Consider the following 19,008-nt stretch of genomic DNA (forward strand, 5'->3'; position numbering starts at 1 on the left):
GGCTCGTAGCATCGAGTGCATGCGTGTGTTAATCGTCGAGGACGAACCCTATTTGGCAGAAGCCGTCCGCGATGGCCTGCGCCTGGAGGCGATCGCCGCCGACATCGCCGGTGACGGCGACACCGCTCTGGAACTCCTGAGCATCAACGCGTACGACATCGCCGTACTCGATCGCGATATCCCAGGCCCTTCGGGCGACGAGATCGCCAAACGCATCGTCGCCTCCGGCAGCGGCATGCCGATCCTCATGCTCACCGCGGCCGACCGTCTCGACGACAAGGCCTCCGGGTTCGGACTCGGCGCCGACGACTACCTCACGAAGCCGTTCGAACTGCAGGAACTCGCGCTCAGGCTCAGGGCACTCGACCGCAGGCGTGGGCATACCAGGCCTCCCGTACGGGAGATCGCGGGCGTGCGGCTGGATCCGTTCCGCAGAGAGGTGTATCGGGACGGCCGCTATGTCGCGCTGACCAGAAAGCAGTTCGCCGTACTCGAAGTCCTTGTGGCTGCAGAAGGCGGTGTCGTCAGCGCCGAGGAACTCCTGGAACGCGCGTGGGACGAGAACGCCGATCCGTTCACCAACGCCGTACGCATCACCGTCTCGGCCTTGCGTAAGCGGCTCGGCGAACCCTGGATCATCACCACGGTGCCGGGGGTCGGCTACCGCATCGACACCGCACCTCCGGGAGGGGACCGTGGATAGGCAGCCCGGGCTGAGCGTCCGCCTCAAGCTCACCCTCAGCTACGCCGGATTCCTCATGGTCGCCGGCTTCCTGCTGATCGCTGCCATTGGAGTGTTTCTCCTGCGAAAGGGGTGGTTGCGAACCAACCCAGAGGGGTCATGGAGAGCAACTCCGGGCACCGAATTCGTGCGCGGTTTCGCCCCCATGGCAGTCGCAGTAATGGCGTTCCTCCTGGTATTCGGCCTTCTGGGGGGATGGATCCTCGCCGGCCGCATGCTCGCACCCCTGACCCGCATCACGGACGCCACCCGCCGGGCCACGGACGGATCGCTCTCCCACCGGATCCGGCTGCCGGGCCACCAGGACGAGTTCCGCGAACTCGCCGACGCCTTCGACATGATGCTCGCGCGGCTCGAAGCACACGTCGCCGAACAGCGGAGATTCGCGGCCAACGCCTCTCACGAGCTGCGCACCCCGCTGACGGTCTCGAAGACCCTCCTCGAGGTGGCCCGCACCGATCCGGACCACGACACCGGCGAAATCATCGACCGCCTCCACGCCGTCAACACCCGAGCGATCGACCTCACCGAGGCACTGCTCCTGCTCAGCCGCGCCAACCAGCGGTCGTTCACCCGAGAACAGGTCGACCTGTCCCTCGTAGCGGAGGAAGCCACCGAAACGCTCCTCCCTCTGGCGGAAAAGCACGGCGTCACCATCGAGACCTGCGGCGACATCACCCCCACCATCGGATCGCAGGCGCTCCTGCTGCAGCTGACCACGAACCTCGTACACAACGCGATCGTCCACAACCTGCCCGAACAGGGCACCGTGTGGGTGAAGACCAGCGTCCGCCCCAACACTGTGGTGCTCACCGTCGAGAACACCGGCGAGAAGCTCACCCCAGAGCGGGTCTCGACACTCACCGAACCATTCCAGCGCGGCACCGAACGCATACACACCGACCACGCAGGCGTCGGCCTCGGCCTGGCCATCGTCAAAACCATCACCCAGGCCCACGACGGAACACTCACCCTCACCCCGCGCCCTGCCGGCGGGATCCGCGTCACCGTGGAACTGCCCGCGTGGGGCATGAGGAAGAACCCGGCAACATCCGGTACTTGAGGTGGGGTGGCACCGGAGGCCTCGACGGCCCGTACCTGTTCGAGTCGCACATCCGCGCCCCCGAGGTCGTCGAGGAGGCGAGAACCGCCGTCGAGCAGTACCGGAACGATGTGCAGCAAGCCCGTGAAATGTGGCTCGGTCCGTTTCTCGACCGGATCGACGACCGCTCCGACCGAACTGCAGCCACCGTCGGGCCAGTTGAGGTTCAGCGAGAGTGGGGAACTTGCCCCACGGGATGGGGGCCATGACAGCAGGCCAGTAGTTGCGATCGTGCCTACTTGCGCACGTGGAAGCGCAGCATGGTGACCCCGCCCGACTGGACGTTGCTGAACGGTTCCAGGTCGATCCGGTCGAGGCCCGGCGGCGCGAAGCGGACGCCGTCGCCGAGCAGCACCGGCAGCACGTACACCAGGATCTCGTCGACGAGGCCGCGCCGCAGGCACTGGGCGGCCACGTCGGCGCCGAGGATCTCCAGGTTCTTGTCACCGGCGGCGTGGCGTGCCGTGGCCACGGCTTCCTCGATGTCGCAGGTGAGGAAGGTGACGTTGGGGTCCGGCTCGTCGGGCGGGCGGTGGGTGAGGACGAACTGCGCCCCGCCCTCGTAGTCGGGGTTCTCGTCGGACATGCGCTTGCCGACCTCGTACGTGCCCCGGCCGATGAGCATGGCGCCCGTGGCCGCCATGACCTCCGGGAACGTCGCCGACGTCATGTGCTCGAAGATCCAGTCCATCGTGTGGCCGGGACCGGCGATGAACCCATCGAGGGACATCACCCTGTTCACGACCACTTTGCCGGTGCTCGCCTCCGTCATGCGTCTTCTCCAAGCAGGTGGAGGGCCGGGATCGCATCATAGGTCGGTGAGCAACATCTTCTCCGGCGGTAGCCACGACCTGGACCTGTCCAATGGCGCCACCGCGGTGTTCATCGACGTGCTGATGCCGGCCGTGTCCGATCTCGCCTCCGAGGACTGGGACTTCCGCTTCGCGGCAATCCGACGCACCAGCGGAGTTCAGCCAAGCCATCGAGACGTGGTGGGTAGAACTGGCCGTTGATGGCGGCACGGCCTCATAGTGGCCGGCCTGTCAGAACGCGGTGTAGCCGCCGTCCACGGGAAGCACTGCACCGGTGACGTATGACGACTCCGGGCCGGCGAGGAAGAGGATCGCGTCGGCGATCTCTTCGGGGGTGGCGAGTCGGCGGAGTGGGATGGAGTCCTCTCTCTCGCGACGGTAGGCCGTGGGGTCGGGGCGTCGCTGGATCGAAGCCTCGATGACCGGCGTTACGGTCAGGCCGGGGGCCACCACGTTGACGCGGATGTTGCGGGGCGCCCATTCGATGGCTGCGCCGCGCGCGAGGGCGATGAGGCCGCCCTTGGCGGCGGAGTACAGGGTCTGGTTCGGCATGCCGACCATGCCGAGGCGCGAGCTGACGCACACCATCGATGCCCCCGACTCGGGCGCCAGCGGCATGAGGTGCTTCATGACCAGGAAGGCGCTCAGGAGGTTGCTGTCGAGGACGTCGCGTGCGTCGTCGGCCGTCGTCTCTTCTAGCGGGCTGGACCGTTGGAGTCCGTGGCAGAGGACGACCACTCCCACTCCGTCCAGGTGATCCGCCGCTCGATCGGCGAGCTCGGAGACGAAGGCCTCGTCGTTTAGGTCTCCTGCGAGGTAGAGATCGTCCGGATGGGCCTCGGGCGGCTCGGGTCGCCGTCCGGTGAGCAGGAGGTTGGCGCCCTCGCGGCGGAAGCGGGAGGCGACCGCCTGGCCGATGCCGCTCGATGCTCCGGTGATCACGGCGTTGACGCCCTGCAGTCTCATGTACGTACGTTCCTCGTCAGTCTTCGGGCGGGTGGGCGCCACGGGGACTTCCCGCGACTTTGCGGAGATGTCCCCGTGGTGTCACCACCGTCGGCGTCGGCTCAGAGCAGCCTGTCCTTCGCCTTGTAGTAGGCCCCGCCAAACGGCAGGAACCAGGGCGTGCCGTTGTAGAAGGGGACGGGGACCTTCGGGAAGCCGAAGCCGCGCAGCGGGTTGGCCTCCGGCTTGCCGTCCATCATCTCGGCGACCGCACGGCCCATGTACGTGGCCATCTGGACGCCGTGACCGCAGTACCCCATCGAGTAGTACAGGCCGTTGACCTCGCCCGCGTGCGGGATGCGGTCCCAGGAGAAGCCGACCATGCCGCCCCACACGTAGTCGATGCGCACCCCCGCGAGCTGCGGGAAGATCTCGGTCATCTCCCGCTTGAGGATGTCGCCGCTCTTGATGTCGGAGGCCGGGTTGGAGGGGGCGAAGCGTGCCCGGCCGCCGAAGGCGAGGCGGTTGTCGGGGGTGAGGCGGACGTAGTGGCCGACATTCTTGTGGGCGACCATCAAGCGGCCGTTCGGGATGAGTTCCTTGGCACGTGCCTCGCCGAGCGGCTCGGTGACGATGATGAAGCTGCCGACGTTGATGAGCCGCTTGCGGAACCACGGCATCGACTTGTCGGTGTAGGCGTCCGTCGCCGCCATGACCTGCTTGGCTCGGATGGTGCCGTGCATGGTCTCCACCACGAAGCCGCCGCCGGGGAGGGGGGTGAGGCCGGTGGCGGCGTTGCGCTCGTGGATCTCGGCGCCGGCCCGCTCGGCGGCGTCCGCCAGGCCGCCGACGAACTTGCCCACGTGCAGGCCCGCGCTGAGCGGGTCGAGCAGGGCGCCGTGGTAGTAGTCCGTGCCGAGCTCGGCCCGCAGTTCGCTCTTGCTCAGGACGATCGTCTCGTGGCCGAAGTTGTCGGCCAGGTCGCGCTGCTTGGCCTGCAAGCCGTCGAAGTGCTGGGGCTTGCAGACCAGGCCGAGGCGCCCGGCGCGATTGAAGTCGCAGTCGATCTGTTCCTTCTGCGTGAGGTCCTCGACTACGTCGACCGCCTCGCGGAAGGCGTTGTACAGCTCGAGTGCGCGCTCCTGGCCGTAACGTTTGCGGGCCTCGGCGGGACTGATGGTGATGCCCTGGGTGCACATGCTGCCGTTGCGTCCGGAGGCGCCCGAGCCGACCTTGTCCTTCTCGACGAGGACGACGCGGGCGCCCTTGCGGGCGGCGTGGTAGGCGGTGGACAGGCCGGTGAGGCCGCCGCCGATGACCACTACGTCCGCCTCGTCGGGCAGGTCCTTTCCGGACCGGTCGGGCAGGGCGGGGGCGGTGTCGAGCCAGTAGGGGATCTGCTTCATGGCGTGCGTCCTCACATCGTGCGTGTCGTACCGGTGTTGTCAGCAGCCGAGCAGCGCCGGCAGGCCCGACAGGTCGGGCAGCTCGTCGTAGGGCTGGTAGTCGGCGCTGCCCAGGCGCCCGTAGCGGTTGATCCACACGCGGCGCTTCAGGCCGAGGTCGCGGGTCGGGATGTGGTCGTACTCCCAGCCCTGGGCGGTGTGGATGACCTGGGAGGGCTCGACGCCCATGGTCTTGAAGGCGTGCTCGAAGGTCTGACGGTCCGGCTTGTAGGCGCGGGCCTGCTGGGCGGTGATGACGTAGTCGAAGTCGACGCCGATGTTCTCGACGTTCCGCGCGATCAGGTTGTCGTCGGTGTTGGAGATGATGGCGATCTCGTACTTGCTCTTCAGCGCACGCAGCGCGTCCGGGACCTCAGGGAACGGGCCGAAGGTGGGCACGGCCTCGACGAGGGCGTCGCCGTCGGAGGTGCGGTACTCCAGGCCGTGCAGGCGCATGGCGTTGCGCAGGCTGGAGTGCAGGATCTCGTGGTACGGGCGGTAGGCCTCCAGGACGGCCTGGAAGCGCATGACGCGGAAGTCGTCGAGGAACTCGTCGACGTCCAGGTTGTCCAGGTCGAGCCGGTCCTCGAGGACCTTCAGGGTCGTGGGGCCGAGCTGGAAGTTGATGAGGGTGGCGTAGGCGTCGAAGGTGACGATCTCTCGCATGGTGTTCAGCCTCGATTCGCGGGTGGAGTAAGGGAGTTGGGGAGGTCAGACGACTTGCTCGCCGGGGGTGGCGATCGCGTCGAGTGCGGCCAGGTCGGCCGCGTCGGGGATCCAGTCGGCCGCCGCCGCGTTGGCGGTGACCTGCTCGGGGGTCATGGCACCGCAGATGACGGAGCCGACGGCGGGCAGGGCGGCCAGTCCGCCCACGGCCACCTGGAGGAGCGTCAGGCCGCGTTCGGCGCCGTACGCGGTGAGCGCCTCGACCTTGTCGAGGGCCTCGTCGGTCAGCCAGCCCTGCCGCCAGGACAGCCGGCTGCCGGGCGGGGGCTGCTCGCCGCGCCGGTACTTGCCGCTGAGCAGGCCGTTCGCGAGGGGGTAGTACGGCAGGAGACCCATGCCGTGGCGCAGGCAGGCGGGGATCACGTCCTGCTCCACGCTGCGGTCGAGCAGGTGGTAGCGGGCCTGGGTGGATACGAAGGCGTCGGTGAGCTGCTCGGCGGGGAGGTTGGAGCAGCCGAGGTACTGGATCTTGCCCTCGCCCACCAGCTCCACGAGGGCCTCGACGGTCTCGTCCAGCGGCGTGACGCCGTCCGGTTGGTGGTACTGGTACAGGTCGATCCACTCGGTTTCGAGCCGGCGCAGCGAGGCCTCGACGGCGTACCGGACGTAGCGGCGCGAGCCACGCGGGCCGTGCCGCTCGGCCTCCTCATCCATCTCCATGCCGAACTTGGTGGCCAGGATGACCTCGTCGCGGTGACCCTTGAGAGCGACGCCGAGCAGCCGCTCGCCGTCGCCACGCGCGCCACCAAGGTCGCCGAACCCGCCGTACATGTCGGCGGTGTCGAAGAGCGTGATCCCGGCGTCAAGTGCCGCGTGTACGACGGCAGTTGTGCCCTGCTCGTCGAGGCGGGAGCCGAAGTTGTTGCCGCCGACACCGACGACGGAGACGGCCGGGCCGCGTTCGCCGAGGGTGCGGTACCTCATGACCCGCTCCCGAAGCCGATGCAGACGTTCTTGATCTGCGTGTAACTCGCCAGCGCCTCCAGGCCCTTCTCCCGGCCCCAGCCGCTGTGCTTGTAGCCGCCGAAGGGGAGCTCGACGCCGGTGCCGACGCCGGTGGCGTTGATGTTGACCTGTCCGGCCCGGATGCCTTCGGCCAGGCGCATGGCCTTGTCGATGTCGCGGGTCCAGACGTAGGAGGACAGGCCGTACGGGCTGTCGTTGGCGATGTCCAGGGCCTCGTCCGCGTCGTCGAACTCGATGACCGTGATGACGGGGCCGAAGATCTCCTCGCGGGCGCAACGGGCCTGGTTGGTCAGGCCGGTGAGGACGGTCGGCTCGACGTAGTAGCCGTCGGCGAGCGCCTTGTCGGAGGGGGCACCGCCGCCCGCCCGGGCCGTGGCGCCCTCCTCGCGGGCCAGGTCCAGGTAGGCCAGCACCCGGTCGCGCTGCCGGGCTGCGACCAGCGGGCCGATATCCGGGTCGGTGAGCCCGGGGCCGATGCGCAGGGAGGCCGCGTACTCGACGAGCTTGTCCAGGAACTCCTCGGCACCGCGCTGGAGCAGCAACCGGGTACCGGCCGAGCAGGTCTGGCCGGCGTTGCCGAAGACCGAGGCCGCGATGGCGCCGAGCGCCAGGTCGAAGTCGGCGTCGGCGAAGACGACGACCGGGGACTTGCCGCCCAGTTCCGTGACCGAGGGCACCACGTTGGCGGCGGCGGCCTGGGCGACCTTGATACCGGTGGGCACCGAGCCGGTGAAGGTGACCTGGTTGATGTCCGGGTGACCGGCGAGGGCCGCGCCCGTCTCTCCGTCGCCGGGGACGACGTTCAGTACGCCCGGCGGGAGCCCGCACTCGATGGCGATGCGGCCGACCTCGAGCGGGGTGAGCGGCGCCTCCGGCGAGGGCTTGAGCACCACCGTGCAGCCCGCGGCCAGTGCGGGGGCGGAACCCCTCGCGGTGTTCTGCAGCGGGTAGTTGAACGGGATGATCTGCCCGGAGACGCCTATCGGCTCGCGGACCGTGTAGTCGAGCAACCCCGGGCCCAGCGGGATCGTGGAACCGCCGAGCTTGTCGGCGAAGCCCGCGTAGAACTCGAAGTAGCGGGCGGCGGCCTCGACATCGGCCTTGGCCTGGCGCAGCGGCTTGCCGACGTCCTGGCTCTCCAGCCGCGCCAGCCGCTCCCCCTGATCCCGGATCGCCTCGGCGATCCGGAACAGGATCCGGCCCCGGTCGGCGGCACGCATCCGCGCCCACTCGGGCGCCACGAAGGCCGCCCGGGCCGCGGCTACCGCCCGGTCCACGTCCGCCTTGCCGGCCAGCGCCACCTGGGCGAGGTCCGTCCCGTCGGACGGGTCGACGACGGTGAAAGTGCGGCCGTCGTCGGCGGGCACCGGCTTGCCGTCGATGAGGAGCAACTGCGTATCGCCGCTCATGGCTGGATCTCCCCGAGGACCTCGCCGAAGATGACGACCTCGTCGCCCGGACGGACGGTGCGGATCCGGCGGACCCAGAGCACGATGCCGTCCTGCGGGGCGGTGACCTCTTCCAGCGTGTTGCCGTAGTGGTCGGTGATGGTGGCGATCAGGTCGCCTTCCTTGCAGTTCTCCCCCGGCTCGGCGCGAGCGACGAAGAAGCCGCCGGAGGCGGAGCGGGCGAAGGTGCCGGAGACGGTGGTGTAGGTGTCCCGCAGCTCCACCTCGCCGTCGATCAGGCCGAGGCTGCGCAGGATGTTGCGGATCGAGTTCATGTGCGTCTCGACGTTGGCCTCGCGGTAGGTGCCGCCGCCGACCTCGAGGGTGATGGCGGGCTTGCCCGCCGCGAGGACGGGGTGGCGGACCGTGCCGCCCCACTTGCCGCCCTTCCACACCAGCTCGTGCCCGGCCGCCAGCGCCAGGTCGGTGGCCAGGTCCTCGTATCCGCCCTGGAGGATGACGAGCGGGGCGATCTCGCCGTAGGCACCGCCGGTGTGCAGGTCGACCACGGCATCGACGGCCGGGACGACCTTCTCGACGAAGGTGGCGGCCAGCCGCTGGGAGTACGAGCCCTCCGCGTCGCCCGGGAAGATCCGGTTGAGGTTCAGGTAGTCCAGGCCACTGGTGCGGGCGGCCGCCTCGAAGGCCGGGGTGTTCAGGCAGGGGATGCCGACGACGGTGCCGCGCAGGGTGGCCGGGTCGAGCTCGGCGAGTACACGGCGGATGGCCTCCTGGCCGTCGTACTCGTCGCCGTGCACGCCCGCGTCCACGCAGAGCACCGGGCCGTCCTGGGCGCCGTTGATGACGATCAGGGGTATGCCGAGTTCCACGCCGTAGCTGCTGGTGCCGACCGGGATCAGGCCCTGGGCGCGCTCGCCGGGGGCGACGGTCAGCGAACCGATGGAGTACATGTCGTTCCTTCCGAAAGCATGGAAAGCGGGTGTCACAAACGGGCGGAGGCCTCGGCGAGGGTGTCCGCGATGATGTCGGCGATACGGTCCAGAAGTGCGCGGTCGCTGATCAGCGGGGGCGCGATCTGCACCAGGGGGGCGGCGCGGTTGTAGACGCGGGCCAGGAGGCCGGCCTCGCGCAGGCGGCGCGGGACGAGGTCGACGATCAGCTCGGTACGGGCCCGGTCGCTGAAGCCGCCGCCGTCGAGGTCTCCGAAAAGTTCGCAGGCGTAGAAGAACCCGGCGCCGCGGACGTCACCGACGATCGGCAACTCGCCCAGGGACGCCATGCGTTGGGCCAGGTGGTCCTGGTGCCCGCGGACGTTCTCGAGAACGCGGTCGCGCTCCATGATGTCCAGGCTGCGCAGGGCGATGGCCGCGCTCAGCGGGTGACCGCTGAAGGTGTAGCCGTGGTTGAGCACCTCGCCGGGCCGGTTGATCACCTCGGCGACGCTCCCAGCGACCAGGGTCGCGCCCATCGGTGCGTACCCGGCGGTGATGCCCTTGGCAACGGTGACCATGTCCGGGCTGGCGCCGTAGCACTCGCCGCCGAACCATTCGCCGAGCCGGCCGAAGGCGGTGATCACCTCGTCGGCGACCAGCAGGAAGCCGTACTGGTCGGCCAGTCGGCGCAGGCCCTGCCAGTAGCCCTGGGGCGGGGTGATGCAACCGCCCCGGTTCTGCACCGGCTCCGCGATGAGCATCCCGACCGACTCCGGTCCCGCCGCGAGGACCGTGGCCTCGACGTCGGCGAGCAGGTACTCGGTGAACGCCGCCTCGTCCAGCGGCTGTTCGAGGGCGCCGCGGTTGGTGTTGGCGACGAAGTGGGTCTCCACGGCGGGCGGTCCGTACGGCTCGGTGAGGCCGGGGTCGTCCGTGAAGGACAGCGCCCCGAGGGTCAGCCCGTGGTAGGCGCCGCGGCGGGCGATCGCCTTGATGCGGCCCGGCTCACCGCGCAGGGTGTGATACCTGCGGGCGATCTTCCAGGCGGTCTCCACGGCCTCGGCGCCGCCGCCGCCGAAGAAGACATGCTCGATGCCGTCGGGGGCCAACGCGGCCAGCCGCTCGGCGAGTTGGAGCGCGGTGGGGTGCGCGGACTCCGACCACAGGGGGCTGTAGCACAGTTCGCGCAGCTGCTTCTCGGCCGCCTCGGCGATCTCCTCGCCGTAGGAGTAACCGATCTGGCAGCAGTACAGCCCGGACAGTCCGTCGATATAGCGGTTGCCGACCGCGTCGTCGACGTACGGTCCCTCGCCGTGACGTACGACGAACAGTTCCTTGTCCGGCGCTGCGAGCAATCCGTTGGCGGTCATGTTCAGCAGCAGGTGCCGCTGAGCGGTCGTGGTGGTCATACGGCCTCGCCTCCGGGGTTGGCGATCCCTGCCGTGTTCTCGACCGAGAGCAGGGAGTCCTGGCGTCCGGAGCCGATCCAGCGCACCACGGCCACCAGCACGAGGGCGAGGATCGCGCCGGCGGTGAGGAGCGCGCTGACCGCGGTGACGCTGGGGTCGATGTCGAAGGTCAGGGAGTTGTAGACCCGCACCGGCAGGGTGACGGTGTCGACGGAGGAGAGGAACTGGGAGATGTAGAACTCGTCGAAGCTGGTGATGAAGGAGAAGATCGCCGCCGCGATCATGCCGGGTGCGGCGAGGGGGAAGGTGATCTTCCGGGCGATGGTCAGACGTCCCGCGCCCATGCTGGCTGCGGCGTCCTCCAGGCGTTCGTCGATGCCGCGCAGGGTCGCGATCAGGATCAGTACCGCGATGGGTGCGGCCAGCACGGTGTGCCCGAGGGCGATGGCTATCGGGCTGCCCAGCATCGCGGCCGGCTCGAAGAGCAGGAACAGGCCCAGTGCGGTGACGATCTGCGGGATGACCAGCGGGCCGAGGACCAGGGCGAAGACCGCCGAGCGCAGCGGGAGTTCGCTGCGGACCAGCGCGGTCGCCGCGGTCACCCCGATGATCAGCGAGAACACAGTGCTCAGGCAGGCGATCAAGGCGCTCAGGGAGAGCGCGGCGGGCCATTTGCTGCCGTCGGCGAACAGCGCCTTGTACCAGTTCAGCGTCCAGGTGTCGGGCGGGAAGGCCGCGAAGGCGTTGTCGCTGAAGGAGGTGACCAGGATGACCACGATCGGCAGCGCCAAAAACAGCAGGATCACAGTGGCGACAGCGGTCAGGATGATCTTCCCTGCCAGGGTGCTGCGCAGCTCCATCATGAGAGGCTCCTCTTCCTGCGGCTGGCGCCGAGCGAGGTCACGAGCTTGACCAGCAGCAGTCCGGCGAAGGTGATCAGCAGCAGGATCACGCCCTGGGCGGCCGCCCCGTTCCACTGGTTCTGCTTCATCACCTGCTGGTTGATCAGGGTGGCGATCATCGTCTGGTTGGGTCCGCCCATCAGGGCCGGGGTGATGTAATAGCCCAGCGACAGGATGAAGCTGAGCAGTCCGGCACTGGCCAGACCAGGCGCCACCAGCGGCAGGTAGATACGGCGGAAGATCGTCACGCGTCCGGCGCCCATGCTGGAGGCGGCCGCCAGCAGCCGGCGGTCCACCCCGCGCATCACGCCGTACAGCAGCAGCACCGTGTACGGGAGCATCATCGAGGTGGTTCCGATGACCACGCCGAGCTCGTTGTACAGCAGCTGGAACGGCGCACCCGGCACCCACAGGCCGGCCAGGGACTCGTTCACCAGGCCCTTGTCGCCGAGCATGATGATCCAGCCGTACGTCCGTACCAGGGCGCTGATGAAGTGCGGCACGACCACGATCAACATGGCCACTCCGGCCCACAGCGGCTTCAGTCTCGAGATGGCGTTGGCCAGCACGAAGCCGAAGACGAGACTGAACAGCGCCGTCTCCGCGGAGATCCGCAGCGTGGTGAACAGCACCGACAGATTGACGCCGGTGAGGGCGTCGACGTACCAGTGCAGGGTCAGTGCGCCGTCGGTGCCCTGCACGCTGAGGAACAGGGTGCTGAAGATCGGGTAGACGAACAGCACCAGCAGGTAGACGACGACCGGCAGCGCGTACAGGAGGCCGACCCGGGTGCGGCGGGAGGCCAGCAGCTTGCGCGGGCGCGCGGGTGCGGTGGCGGTGAGGGCGGCCATGACTCACCCGCCCTGTTCGACGGGGAAGAGGTTGACGTCCTCGGGATCGGCGGAGATGCCGACCCGCTCGCCGGTGACGGGTCCGCGGCCGGCCGGTACTTCCAGGCGCAGCAGCGGTGCGTCACCGCCGTCGATGCGTACGCCGGCGCGGACCAGGGTGCCCACGTACGTGGCGGTCTCCACCGTGCCCGTACAGAAACCGTCGTCCGGGGCGCAGGCCCGCAGCCGGCCCGGCTGCACCGCGACCTTCACCTGGGCTCCGGAGGCGAGGTCGTGGCGGCGCGCCTTCAGCAGACCGCCGGACTCGTCGAGGCGGACCAGGGTGTGCTCGTCGGTGTGCTGCTCGATGCGGCCGGGCAGGAAGTTCGCCGCGCCGAGGAAGTCCGCCACGAACGGGGTCCTCGGCCGCTCGAACAGCTCCCGGGGGGTGTCGAACTGCTCGATCAGGCCGTTGCGCATCACCGCGATGCGATCCGACATGACCAGCGCTTCTTCCTGATCGTGCGTCACATAGATGACGGTCAGGCCCAGTTCCTGCTGGATGGTCTTGATCTCCACCTGCAGCTGGTCACGCAGCTTCTTGTCCAGCGCGCCCAGCGGCTCGTCCATCAGGATCACCGGCGGCCGGTAGACCAGCGCCCGGCACAACGCGACCCGCTGCTGCTGACCACCCGACAGCTCACGCGGGCGGCGGCCGCCGAACCCGGACAGCCCCGCGATCTCCAGCGTCTCCCCCACCCGGCGGCGAATCTCGTCCTTCGGCACCCCGCGCAGCGTGAGCGGGAAGGCCACGTTCTCACTGACCGTCATGTGCGGGAAGAGCAGGTACTGCTGGAAGACGAAACCGAGGTTGCGTTTTTGCGGGGCGAGCCTTGTGACGTCGCGGTCCCCGACGGTGATGGTGCCGGAGTCCGGCTCGCAGAACCCGGCGATCATCATCAGGGTCGTGGTCTTGCCCGACCCGGACGCGCCGAGGAAGGTGACGAACTCCCCCGCCGCAATCTCCATCGACGCCTCATCGACCGCGACCACATCGCCGTACGTCTTGCGCAGAGCCACCACCGACAGCGCTTTGCCGGTCGCAGTGGCCGGCTTGCCGCCGGCCACCTTGACGGACGGTGTGGCGATACCGAATTCAGCCACGAGCCCACTCCAGCCAGCGCTTGGTGACGGCCGCTTCGTTCTTCAGCCACCACTCGATGTCGGCATCGAAGCCCTTGTCGTAGTACTTCGGCGCCCCGGCCAGTGCGTTGCGCTCGTCCTCGCTGAGCTTGGCGTAGGCCAGCGGAGAGGACGGGTTCGACGGGAACGCCTTGGCCAGGGCCGCCTGGCTCTCAGCCTGCAGCGAGAAGTCCATCAGCAGGTACGCGTTGTCCACGTTGGCCGCGCCCTTGGCGATCGCGTAGCCCTGGAACTGGCGGCGCATGCCGTTCAGCTGCCGCTCCACCGGCACGTTCTGCTTCTGCAGATCGGCGAGCCGGCCGTCCCACACGGTGGACATCGTGACCTCCTCGCGGCTGAGCAGCACACCGGGCAGCGGGCCGCTGTCCCAGAACTTCTTGATGTCGCCGCGCAGCCGGCTCATCACCTTGAACGCGCGGTCCACATCGAGCGGGTACAGCTTGTCCATCGGCACGCCGTCGGCCAGCAGCGCGAACTCCAGCTCCGGCAGGTCACCGTCCGGGCTGACCATCGAACGGCCGCCCTTGAACGCCTTCGTGTCCCAGAAGTCCGCCCACGACTCCGGCTTCTTCCCGCCGAAGGCGTCCGTGCGATACCCGATGCACTGACCGTAGAAGCTGTTACCGACGGCGTGCTCGGTGATCTGGTTCTCGGGGATCTTCGCGCTCTTGACGCTCTTGACCCGGTCAAGGTCCAGCGTCTCCAGGGCGTCCTGCTTCACGTACTTGGCGTGGGACATCATCGAGTTGTTGATGAGGTCGCACTGCGGGCGGCCCTGCTTGATCTGGGCCAGCAGCGGGGCGTCGTCCAGGTTGAGCACCTTGACCTGGATGCCGGTCTCCTGCGTGAAAGGCGTGTAGATCGCCTTCTGCAGCGCCGCGCCGAAGGAACCGCCGCTGTCGCGGACGATCACCGTCTTGCCGCCGCCCTTACCGCCGGCGGCGGACGAGCTGCGGCTGGTACCGGTACCGCAGGCGGCGAGGGACGCGAGGGCGGCTATGCCGCCTGCTCCGCGCAGGAGCGCTCTGCGGCCGATCATGGGATCACTCATGACAAATCTCCTGGAAGTAGCGCGTGGGACCGGCTATTTGAGGGTTGGGGGAAGGGGAATCAGGGGGGCGGGAATGTGGCCCGTCAGTCGGGGGGGGCAGGTATGCGGCCCGTCAGTCGTTCGGGGCGGCGATGGCGGAGAGTTCCGTACCGGGGCGGACGGTGAGCCCGTTCATGTCGTAGATGATCTGTCCGGTGGCCGTGGCTGCGATCTTGTGCTCGGTGCCGTCGGCCGGGTCGATGATGCGGCCGATGGTCTGTCCTTCGGTCACCTCGTCACCGGTGATCGCGTCCGGGTACCACAGGCCGGTGGTCGGGGAGACGACCTCTCCCGTCCAGGCCCACTCGCGCGGCGGTGTGGTCACCGGGGCGACGTGCTGCGGTGCCTCGATGACAGCGAGGTGGTGCAGCAGCCGGTACAGGCCGTCGAGCAGCCTGCGTACGGTGGCGGGGTCCCGGTCGCCGAGGTCGCCGGTCTCGACGAGGATGGCGGGGATGCCCTGCCGGTTCGCCGCGGCGTGGCTGTTGCCGCCGGCCGGGCTGGTGCCGAAGATGACGCGCTCGTAACCGACCGCGTGGGCCATTCCCTTGTTCTTCGCGTCCAGCTCGGAGTCGCCCGTCAGGCGGTAGCCGACGAAGTCGAGCAGATGCTGGTCGATGCCGCCGCTGTGCAGGTCCACGTAGGCGTCGGCGCCGTTGATGACGTACTCGAACAGCCAGGCCGCCATCCGGTCGGTGGGGCCGCCGTCCTTGTCGCCGGGGAAGACGCGGTTGATGTTGACGCCGTCCAGCGGGGAGATGTTGAGCCTGCCGCCGTAGACGGCCGGGGGGTTGGCCACGGGGCAGATCACCACCTGGCCGGCGATGTCGTCCGCTTCCAGCAGCCCAGCCAGGCGGGTGGCGGCGTCGACGCCGATGAACTCGCCACCGTGGACGCCGCCGGTGATGACGACCCTGGGGCCGGGGCGGGTGCCGTTGATGAGGATCAGCGGGACTTCGACCGTCGTGGGGCCGAGGTCGGCGGGGATGGTCCCGCGAGTCTTCTGGCCGGGCTCCGCTCGCAGCGGGCCGATGGTCAGTGTCATGTGTCGTACCTCAATCGGGCTCAGGCCTCGGTGCGGCCGAGTGTGGTGATGAAATCGATCGGTGGCTCAGGCCGCGGTGCGGTCGACGGTGGAGATGAAGTCGATGGGCTGGGACGAGGTGCCGTCCAGCGCCAGGTCGGCGGCGATGTCGCCGAAGGCGGGCGAGAGCTTGAAGCCGTGGCCGGAGAACGCGGCGAGCAGTACGACGTTCTCGGCGCCGGGCAGGGGGCCGACGAGCGGGCGGCTGCTCTCGGTGTAGCCCTCCATGTAGACGGAGAGGCGGGTCGGGTCGAGGTGCAGGTCCGGTAGGTAACGCCCGATCAGCTCGGAGAAGATCTCCAGTTCCTCCGGCTGCACGGTCCGGTCCAGCTGGTTCGGGTCGCCGGCGGGGCGGTGCAGGGCGCGGGACAGGCCGAGCTTGACCGAGACGCCGTCCGGGGAGGGCAGCCCGTAGAAGTGGGTGGGTGCCGTACGGATGAAGGCGGGGCGCTCCTCGCCGAACCAGGCGTCGGTGGTGGGCGTGTACCAGGCGCTGATGAGGCGGCGGATGTCCACCTCCCACGGCAGATCGGGCAGCAGATCGTTCACCCACGGGCCCGGGGTTACCACCGCGGCGTCGAAGCGCTCGCTGCCGGAGTCGGTGCGGATCTCCACCCCGCCGTTCACCGGCGCGATCTCCCGCACCGGCGTGTAGCGGTGGATGCGCGCGCCCAGCTGCTCGGCGCGGCGGGCCGCGGTCTGGACCGTCAGCTCGGGCCGGATGAAGCCGGCGCGGCGGTCGAGTACGGCCGCGTCGCCGTCCTCCAGCCTGTACTGCGGGAAGCGCTTGGCCAGTGCCTCGGCATCGAGCACCTCGTGGTCGAGGCCGTGCTCGGCGATGGACTCCAGGACGGTGGCCATCTGCTGCTGTTCGGTGGGCCCCATCAGCAGGCACCCGGTCAGACGACGCAGCTCACGGCCGGTCTCCTGCTGGAGCTGCCCCCACAGGGTGTCGGCGTGCTTGAGGAGCGGGACGTACCGGGAGTCCTCGAAGTGCGCGCTACGGAAGATACGGGTCTCGCCGCCGGCGGCGCTGCGGTCATGGCCCGGGGCGAACCGGTCGTAAGCGACGACCTCGGCGCCACGGGCCGCCAGCCGCCAGGCGGCCTGGCTGCCCATCGTTCCGACGCCGACGACGGCGACACGCTTCCTGGCAGCTGACACAGGACTTTCCTTTCGTATCGCCGGGGCGCATGCTGTGCCCGGCGTGAGGCTGTTCGATTCGAGAGGGGTTCGGAGGGGCGCTGGGTGTCTTGTGGAGCCCAACTGCTCGCATCCGTCCGGTCTCTGAGTTCCGGCTCACTTGCTTCGTCCGCCGGAGTGACCGTGCCACATTGTGGAATGCTGTGCTAGAATCTGGCACGAGAATGACAGCGGCACCGAGGGGAGTCAAGAGGGTGTCCGACGGAAATTCCGAGGATTAACAGGGGGAAACCGGATGGAAATGAAGAGCGTCACCAGGTCGCTGCGCATCCTGGAGGCGGTCGCGCAGCATCAGCCGGTGACCGTCGGGGAGTTGACGAAGCTCTTCGGCCTACCGAAGTCGACCGTGCAGCGCACCCTGGTCACACTGGCCGAGGCGGGGTGGCTGCGGGCCAACCGCAAGGACACGACCCGCTGGGAGATCGGCGCCCGCGTCCTGGCCGTACGACCTGCCGCCCTACAGGGCTCCAGCCTGTTCGCCGCCGCCCGCGAGCCGATGATGCGCCTCCGCGACACGGTGAACGAGACCATCCACCTGACCGTGCCCGACGCCCTGCAGTGCGTGGTCGTCGTGGACCGCGTCGACTGCGACCACCCCGTACGGACCTTCCACACCATCGGCGACACCTCGCCGATGCACGCCACCGCCACCGGGCGCGCCATCCTCGCCCACCTGCCGAAACAGGATGTCGAAGAGCTCATCGCACAGGGACTGGAGCGCTTCAGCGACTCGACTCCCACCGACCCCGGCGAACTGCGGGCCGAGCTGGACCAGATCCGCGCGGACGGCTACTCGGTCAACCGCAACCAGTTCCGGCCGGGCGTCTGCGCCATCGCCGCACCCGTACTCGACGAGGAGGGTACCCCGCTGGCCGCCGTGGCCATCTCGATGCCCGACTCACGCTTCGACGCGGACCGGCTGCCCGAGTGGGGCCGCATCGTCGCCGATACGGCCGCGGAGATCACGGGCCGCCGACTGGGCGGCTGAACACGAGACGGACGCAGCACCGGCGGACGCATCACAGGCAAGGGTCGGCCCCCACGCACGCGCGTGGGGGCCGACCCCTTTGTGCGCTCACGGCTTCCGCTTGTGCGCTCACGGCTTTCGCCGCCCTGCGCCGGCCGGGAGAGGGGCCGGGCGCAGGGCGGGTGCACCACGCGGCGCGGTAGGCGAGTCAGGGCGCTACCACTGTCCATCGCCGCGCGGTACGGCATCGGATTCAGCATCTCTCCGACGACGGCCCGATCACTGGACCGTTTCCGAAATCGTGCCATATTGTGGAACGCCATGCTAGAATCCGGCACGATCATGCCCGTGGCTCCCGGAAGGAGTCAAGAGGTGAGAACGGGACAACCACACGACTTACGGGGGCACGGATGGAAATGAAGAGCGTCACCAGATCGCTGCGCATCCTGGAGGCCGTCGCCAAACATCAGCCGGTGACCGTCGGGGAGCTCACGAAGCTCTTCGGCCTGCCCAAGTCGACCGTGCAGCGGACGCTGGTGAGCCTCAATGAGGCGGGGTGGCTGCGGGCGAACCGCAAGGACACCACCCGCTGGGAGATCGGCGCCCGCGTACTGGCCGTACGACCCGCCGCACTGCAGGGCTCCAGCCTCTTCGCCGCCGCCCGCGAACCGATGATCCGGCTCCGTGACGCGCTGAACGAGACAATCCACCTGTCGGTGCCCGACGCCCTGCACGGCATGGTCGTCGTCGACCGGGTCGACTGCGACCATCCCGTACGGACCTTCCACGCCATCGGCGACTCCTCGCCTCTGCACGCCACCGCCACCGGGCACGCGGTCCTCGCCCACCTGCCGAGGTCCGAGGTCGACGAGGTCTCGGCGGGCGAGCTGGAGGGCTACGGGGAGGAGACCATCACCGACCCGTCGGAGCTGCGCGCCGAGCTGCGCCGGGTCAGAGAGCGCGGATACTCCGTCAACTACAACCAGTTCCGGCCGGGCGTCTGTGCCATCGCGGCGCCCGTCCTGGGCGACGACGGCATGCCCCTGGCCTCCGTGGCCGTCTCCATGCCCCACTCCCGGTTCGAGCCCGACCGGCTGACCGAACTGGGGCGTCTGGTGACCGGAGCAGCCTCGGAGATCACCGCCCGCCATCTCGGCTGACGGGGATCCCGGGTGTCGGTTGCGGCTGCCCGATCCAGGTGATGGCGCACCGTGCGAGAAGCGACCGTCGCGAGTCGATCG

At 69.0% G+C, this 19,008-nt stretch carries 19 protein-coding genes; 5 read left to right on the forward strand and 14 right to left on the reverse strand.

Translation table 11 applies throughout. The annotated features are described in order from the left end of the window. The first annotated feature begins 19 nt into the window (after positions 1-19). A complete protein-coding gene (locus OHT21_RS04925; RefSeq protein WP_328766982.1) occupies positions 20-703 on the forward strand; it encodes a response regulator transcription factor in 684 nt (227 codons plus the stop codon). Further along, positions 696-1,805: a sensor histidine kinase gene (locus OHT21_RS04930; RefSeq protein WP_328766983.1), complete on the forward strand. Its 1,110-nt coding sequence runs from the start codon at positions 696-698 to the stop codon at positions 1,803-1,805. Before OHT21_RS04925 ends, OHT21_RS04930 begins: the two co-directional genes overlap by 8 nt. 274 nt (positions 1,806-2,079) lie before the next feature. On the opposite strand, the gene OHT21_RS04935 is transcribed toward OHT21_RS04930, so the two are convergent. Further along, entirely contained in the window at positions 2,080-2,616 is a 537-nt protein-coding gene (locus tag OHT21_RS04935) for a dihydrofolate reductase family protein (RefSeq protein WP_328766984.1), read from the reverse strand. Between the two features lie 46 nt (positions 2,617-2,662). Between OHT21_RS04935 and OHT21_RS04940 the strand changes: the two genes are divergently transcribed. Next, positions 2,663-2,857, forward strand: a complete 195-nt coding sequence (locus OHT21_RS04940) for a hypothetical protein (protein WP_328766985.1) — start codon at positions 2,663-2,665, stop codon at positions 2,855-2,857. Positions 2,858-2,887: 30 nt separating this feature from the next. On the opposite strand, the gene OHT21_RS04945 is transcribed toward OHT21_RS04940, so the two are convergent. From OHT21_RS04945 to solA, 13 genes are all read right to left on the reverse strand, one after another. Next, positions 2,888-3,622, reverse strand: a complete 735-nt coding sequence (locus tag OHT21_RS04945; protein ID WP_328766986.1) for an SDR family NAD(P)-dependent oxidoreductase — start codon at positions 3,620-3,622, stop codon at positions 2,888-2,890. Between the two features lie 101 nt (positions 3,623-3,723). Then, complete coding sequence (locus OHT21_RS04950; protein WP_328766987.1) at positions 3,724-5,007, reverse strand: NAD(P)/FAD-dependent oxidoreductase; 1,284 nt, start codon at positions 5,005-5,007, stop codon at positions 3,724-3,726. 39 nt (positions 5,008-5,046) lie between these two features. Next, positions 5,047-5,712: a haloacid dehalogenase type II gene (locus OHT21_RS04955; protein WP_328766988.1), complete on the reverse strand. Its 666-nt coding sequence runs from the start codon at positions 5,710-5,712 to the stop codon at positions 5,047-5,049. Between the two features lie 45 nt (positions 5,713-5,757). Then, positions 5,758-6,696: an aldo/keto reductase gene (locus OHT21_RS04960; RefSeq protein WP_328766989.1), complete on the reverse strand. Its 939-nt coding sequence runs from the start codon at positions 6,694-6,696 to the stop codon at positions 5,758-5,760. Next, positions 6,693-8,147: an aldehyde dehydrogenase family protein gene (locus OHT21_RS04965; RefSeq protein WP_328766990.1), complete on the reverse strand. Its 1,455-nt coding sequence runs from the start codon at positions 8,145-8,147 to the stop codon at positions 6,693-6,695. Before OHT21_RS04965 ends, OHT21_RS04960 begins: the two co-directional genes overlap by 4 nt. After that, on the reverse strand, positions 8,144-9,097 hold the full coding sequence (locus OHT21_RS04970; RefSeq protein WP_328766991.1) for a succinylglutamate desuccinylase/aspartoacylase family protein: 954 nt from the start codon (positions 9,095-9,097) through the stop codon (positions 8,144-8,146). The genes OHT21_RS04965 and OHT21_RS04970 overlap by 4 nt, the downstream gene beginning before the upstream one ends. 32 nt (positions 9,098-9,129) lie before the next feature. Then, on the reverse strand, positions 9,130-10,488 hold the full coding sequence (locus OHT21_RS04975) for an aminotransferase class III-fold pyridoxal phosphate-dependent enzyme (protein ID WP_328766992.1): 1,359 nt from the start codon (positions 10,486-10,488) through the stop codon (positions 9,130-9,132). Beyond that, positions 10,485-11,351: an ABC transporter permease gene (locus OHT21_RS04980; protein WP_328766993.1), complete on the reverse strand. Its 867-nt coding sequence runs from the start codon at positions 11,349-11,351 to the stop codon at positions 10,485-10,487. The genes OHT21_RS04975 and OHT21_RS04980 overlap by 4 nt, the downstream gene beginning before the upstream one ends. After that, on the reverse strand, positions 11,348-12,241 hold the full coding sequence (locus tag OHT21_RS04985) for an ABC transporter permease (protein ID WP_328766994.1): 894 nt from the start codon (positions 12,239-12,241) through the stop codon (positions 11,348-11,350). The genes OHT21_RS04980 and OHT21_RS04985 overlap by 4 nt, the downstream gene beginning before the upstream one ends. 3 nt (positions 12,242-12,244) lie before the next feature. Continuing rightward, positions 12,245-13,384 carry an ABC transporter ATP-binding protein gene (locus tag OHT21_RS04990; protein ID WP_328766995.1) on the reverse strand — a complete coding sequence of 380 codons (1,140 nt, stop codon included), beginning with the start codon at positions 13,382-13,384 and terminating at the stop codon, positions 12,245-12,247. Then, positions 13,377-14,474, reverse strand: a complete 1,098-nt coding sequence (locus OHT21_RS04995) for an ABC transporter substrate-binding protein (RefSeq protein WP_328766996.1) — start codon at positions 14,472-14,474, stop codon at positions 13,377-13,379. Before OHT21_RS04995 ends, OHT21_RS04990 begins: the two co-directional genes overlap by 8 nt. 112 nt (positions 14,475-14,586) lie before the next feature. Beyond that, positions 14,587-15,558: a succinylglutamate desuccinylase/aspartoacylase family protein gene (locus OHT21_RS05000; RefSeq protein ID WP_328766997.1), complete on the reverse strand. Its 972-nt coding sequence runs from the start codon at positions 15,556-15,558 to the stop codon at positions 14,587-14,589. Between the two features lie 66 nt (positions 15,559-15,624). Continuing rightward, a complete protein-coding gene (gene solA, locus OHT21_RS05005) occupies positions 15,625-16,761 on the reverse strand; it encodes an N-methyl-L-tryptophan oxidase (protein ID WP_328766998.1) in 1,137 nt (378 codons plus the stop codon). A 280-nt stretch (positions 16,762-17,041) separates the two neighbouring features. Between solA and OHT21_RS05010 the strand changes: the two genes are divergently transcribed. After that, positions 17,042-17,788: an IclR family transcriptional regulator gene (locus OHT21_RS05010; protein ID WP_328773960.1), complete on the forward strand. Its 747-nt coding sequence runs from the start codon at positions 17,042-17,044 to the stop codon at positions 17,786-17,788. Between the two features lie 395 nt (positions 17,789-18,183). Beyond that, positions 18,184-18,927 carry an IclR family transcriptional regulator gene (locus OHT21_RS05015; RefSeq protein ID WP_328773961.1) on the forward strand — a complete coding sequence of 248 codons (744 nt, stop codon included), beginning with the start codon at positions 18,184-18,186 and terminating at the stop codon, positions 18,925-18,927. Positions 18,928-19,008: the final 81 nt, after the last annotated feature.

The organism is Streptomyces sp. NBC_00286, from assembly GCF_036173125.1.
In the GTDB taxonomy this organism is placed as follows: domain Bacteria; phylum Actinomycetota; class Actinomycetes; order Streptomycetales; family Streptomycetaceae; genus Streptomyces.

Coding starts and splice junctions, on each gene's coding strand:
- OHT21_RS04925 (WP_328766982.1), top strand. CDS start 20: ATGCGTGTGTTAATCGTCGAGGACGAACCCTATTTGGCAGAAGCCGTC.
- OHT21_RS04935 (WP_328766984.1), bottom strand. CDS start 2,616: ATGACGGAGGCGAGCACCGGCAAAGTGGTCGTGAACAGGGTGATGTCC.
- OHT21_RS04945 (WP_328766986.1), bottom strand. CDS start 3,622: ATGAGACTGCAGGGCGTCAACGCCGTGATCACCGGAGCATCGAGCGGC.
- OHT21_RS04950 (WP_328766987.1), bottom strand. CDS start 5,007: ATGAAGCAGATCCCCTACTGGCTCGACACCGCCCCCGCCCTGCCCGAC.
- OHT21_RS04955 (WP_328766988.1), bottom strand. CDS start 5,712: ATGCGAGAGATCGTCACCTTCGACGCCTACGCCACCCTCATCAACTTC.
- OHT21_RS04960 (WP_328766989.1), bottom strand. CDS start 6,696: ATGAGGTACCGCACCCTCGGCGAACGCGGCCCGGCCGTCTCCGTCGTC.
- OHT21_RS04965 (WP_328766990.1), bottom strand. CDS start 8,147: ATGAGCGGCGATACGCAGTTGCTCCTCATCGACGGCAAGCCGGTGCCC.
- OHT21_RS04970 (WP_328766991.1), bottom strand. CDS start 9,097: ATGTACTCCATCGGTTCGCTGACCGTCGCCCCCGGCGAGCGCGCCCAG.
- OHT21_RS04975 (WP_328766992.1), bottom strand. CDS start 10,488: ATGACCACCACGACCGCTCAGCGGCACCTGCTGCTGAACATGACCGCC.
- OHT21_RS04980 (WP_328766993.1), bottom strand. CDS start 11,351: ATGATGGAGCTGCGCAGCACCCTGGCAGGGAAGATCATCCTGACCGCT.
- OHT21_RS04985 (WP_328766994.1), bottom strand. CDS start 12,241: ATGGCCGCCCTCACCGCCACCGCACCCGCGCGCCCGCGCAAGCTGCTG.
- OHT21_RS04995 (WP_328766996.1), bottom strand. CDS start 14,474: ATGAGTGATCCCATGATCGGCCGCAGAGCGCTCCTGCGCGGAGCAGGC.
- OHT21_RS05000 (WP_328766997.1), bottom strand. CDS start 15,558: ATGACACTGACCATCGGCCCGCTGCGAGCGGAGCCCGGCCAGAAGACT.
- OHT21_RS05010 (WP_328773960.1), top strand. CDS start 17,042: ATGAAGAGCGTCACCAGGTCGCTGCGCATCCTGGAGGCGGTCGCGCAG.
- OHT21_RS05015 (WP_328773961.1), top strand. CDS start 18,184: ATGAAGAGCGTCACCAGATCGCTGCGCATCCTGGAGGCCGTCGCCAAA.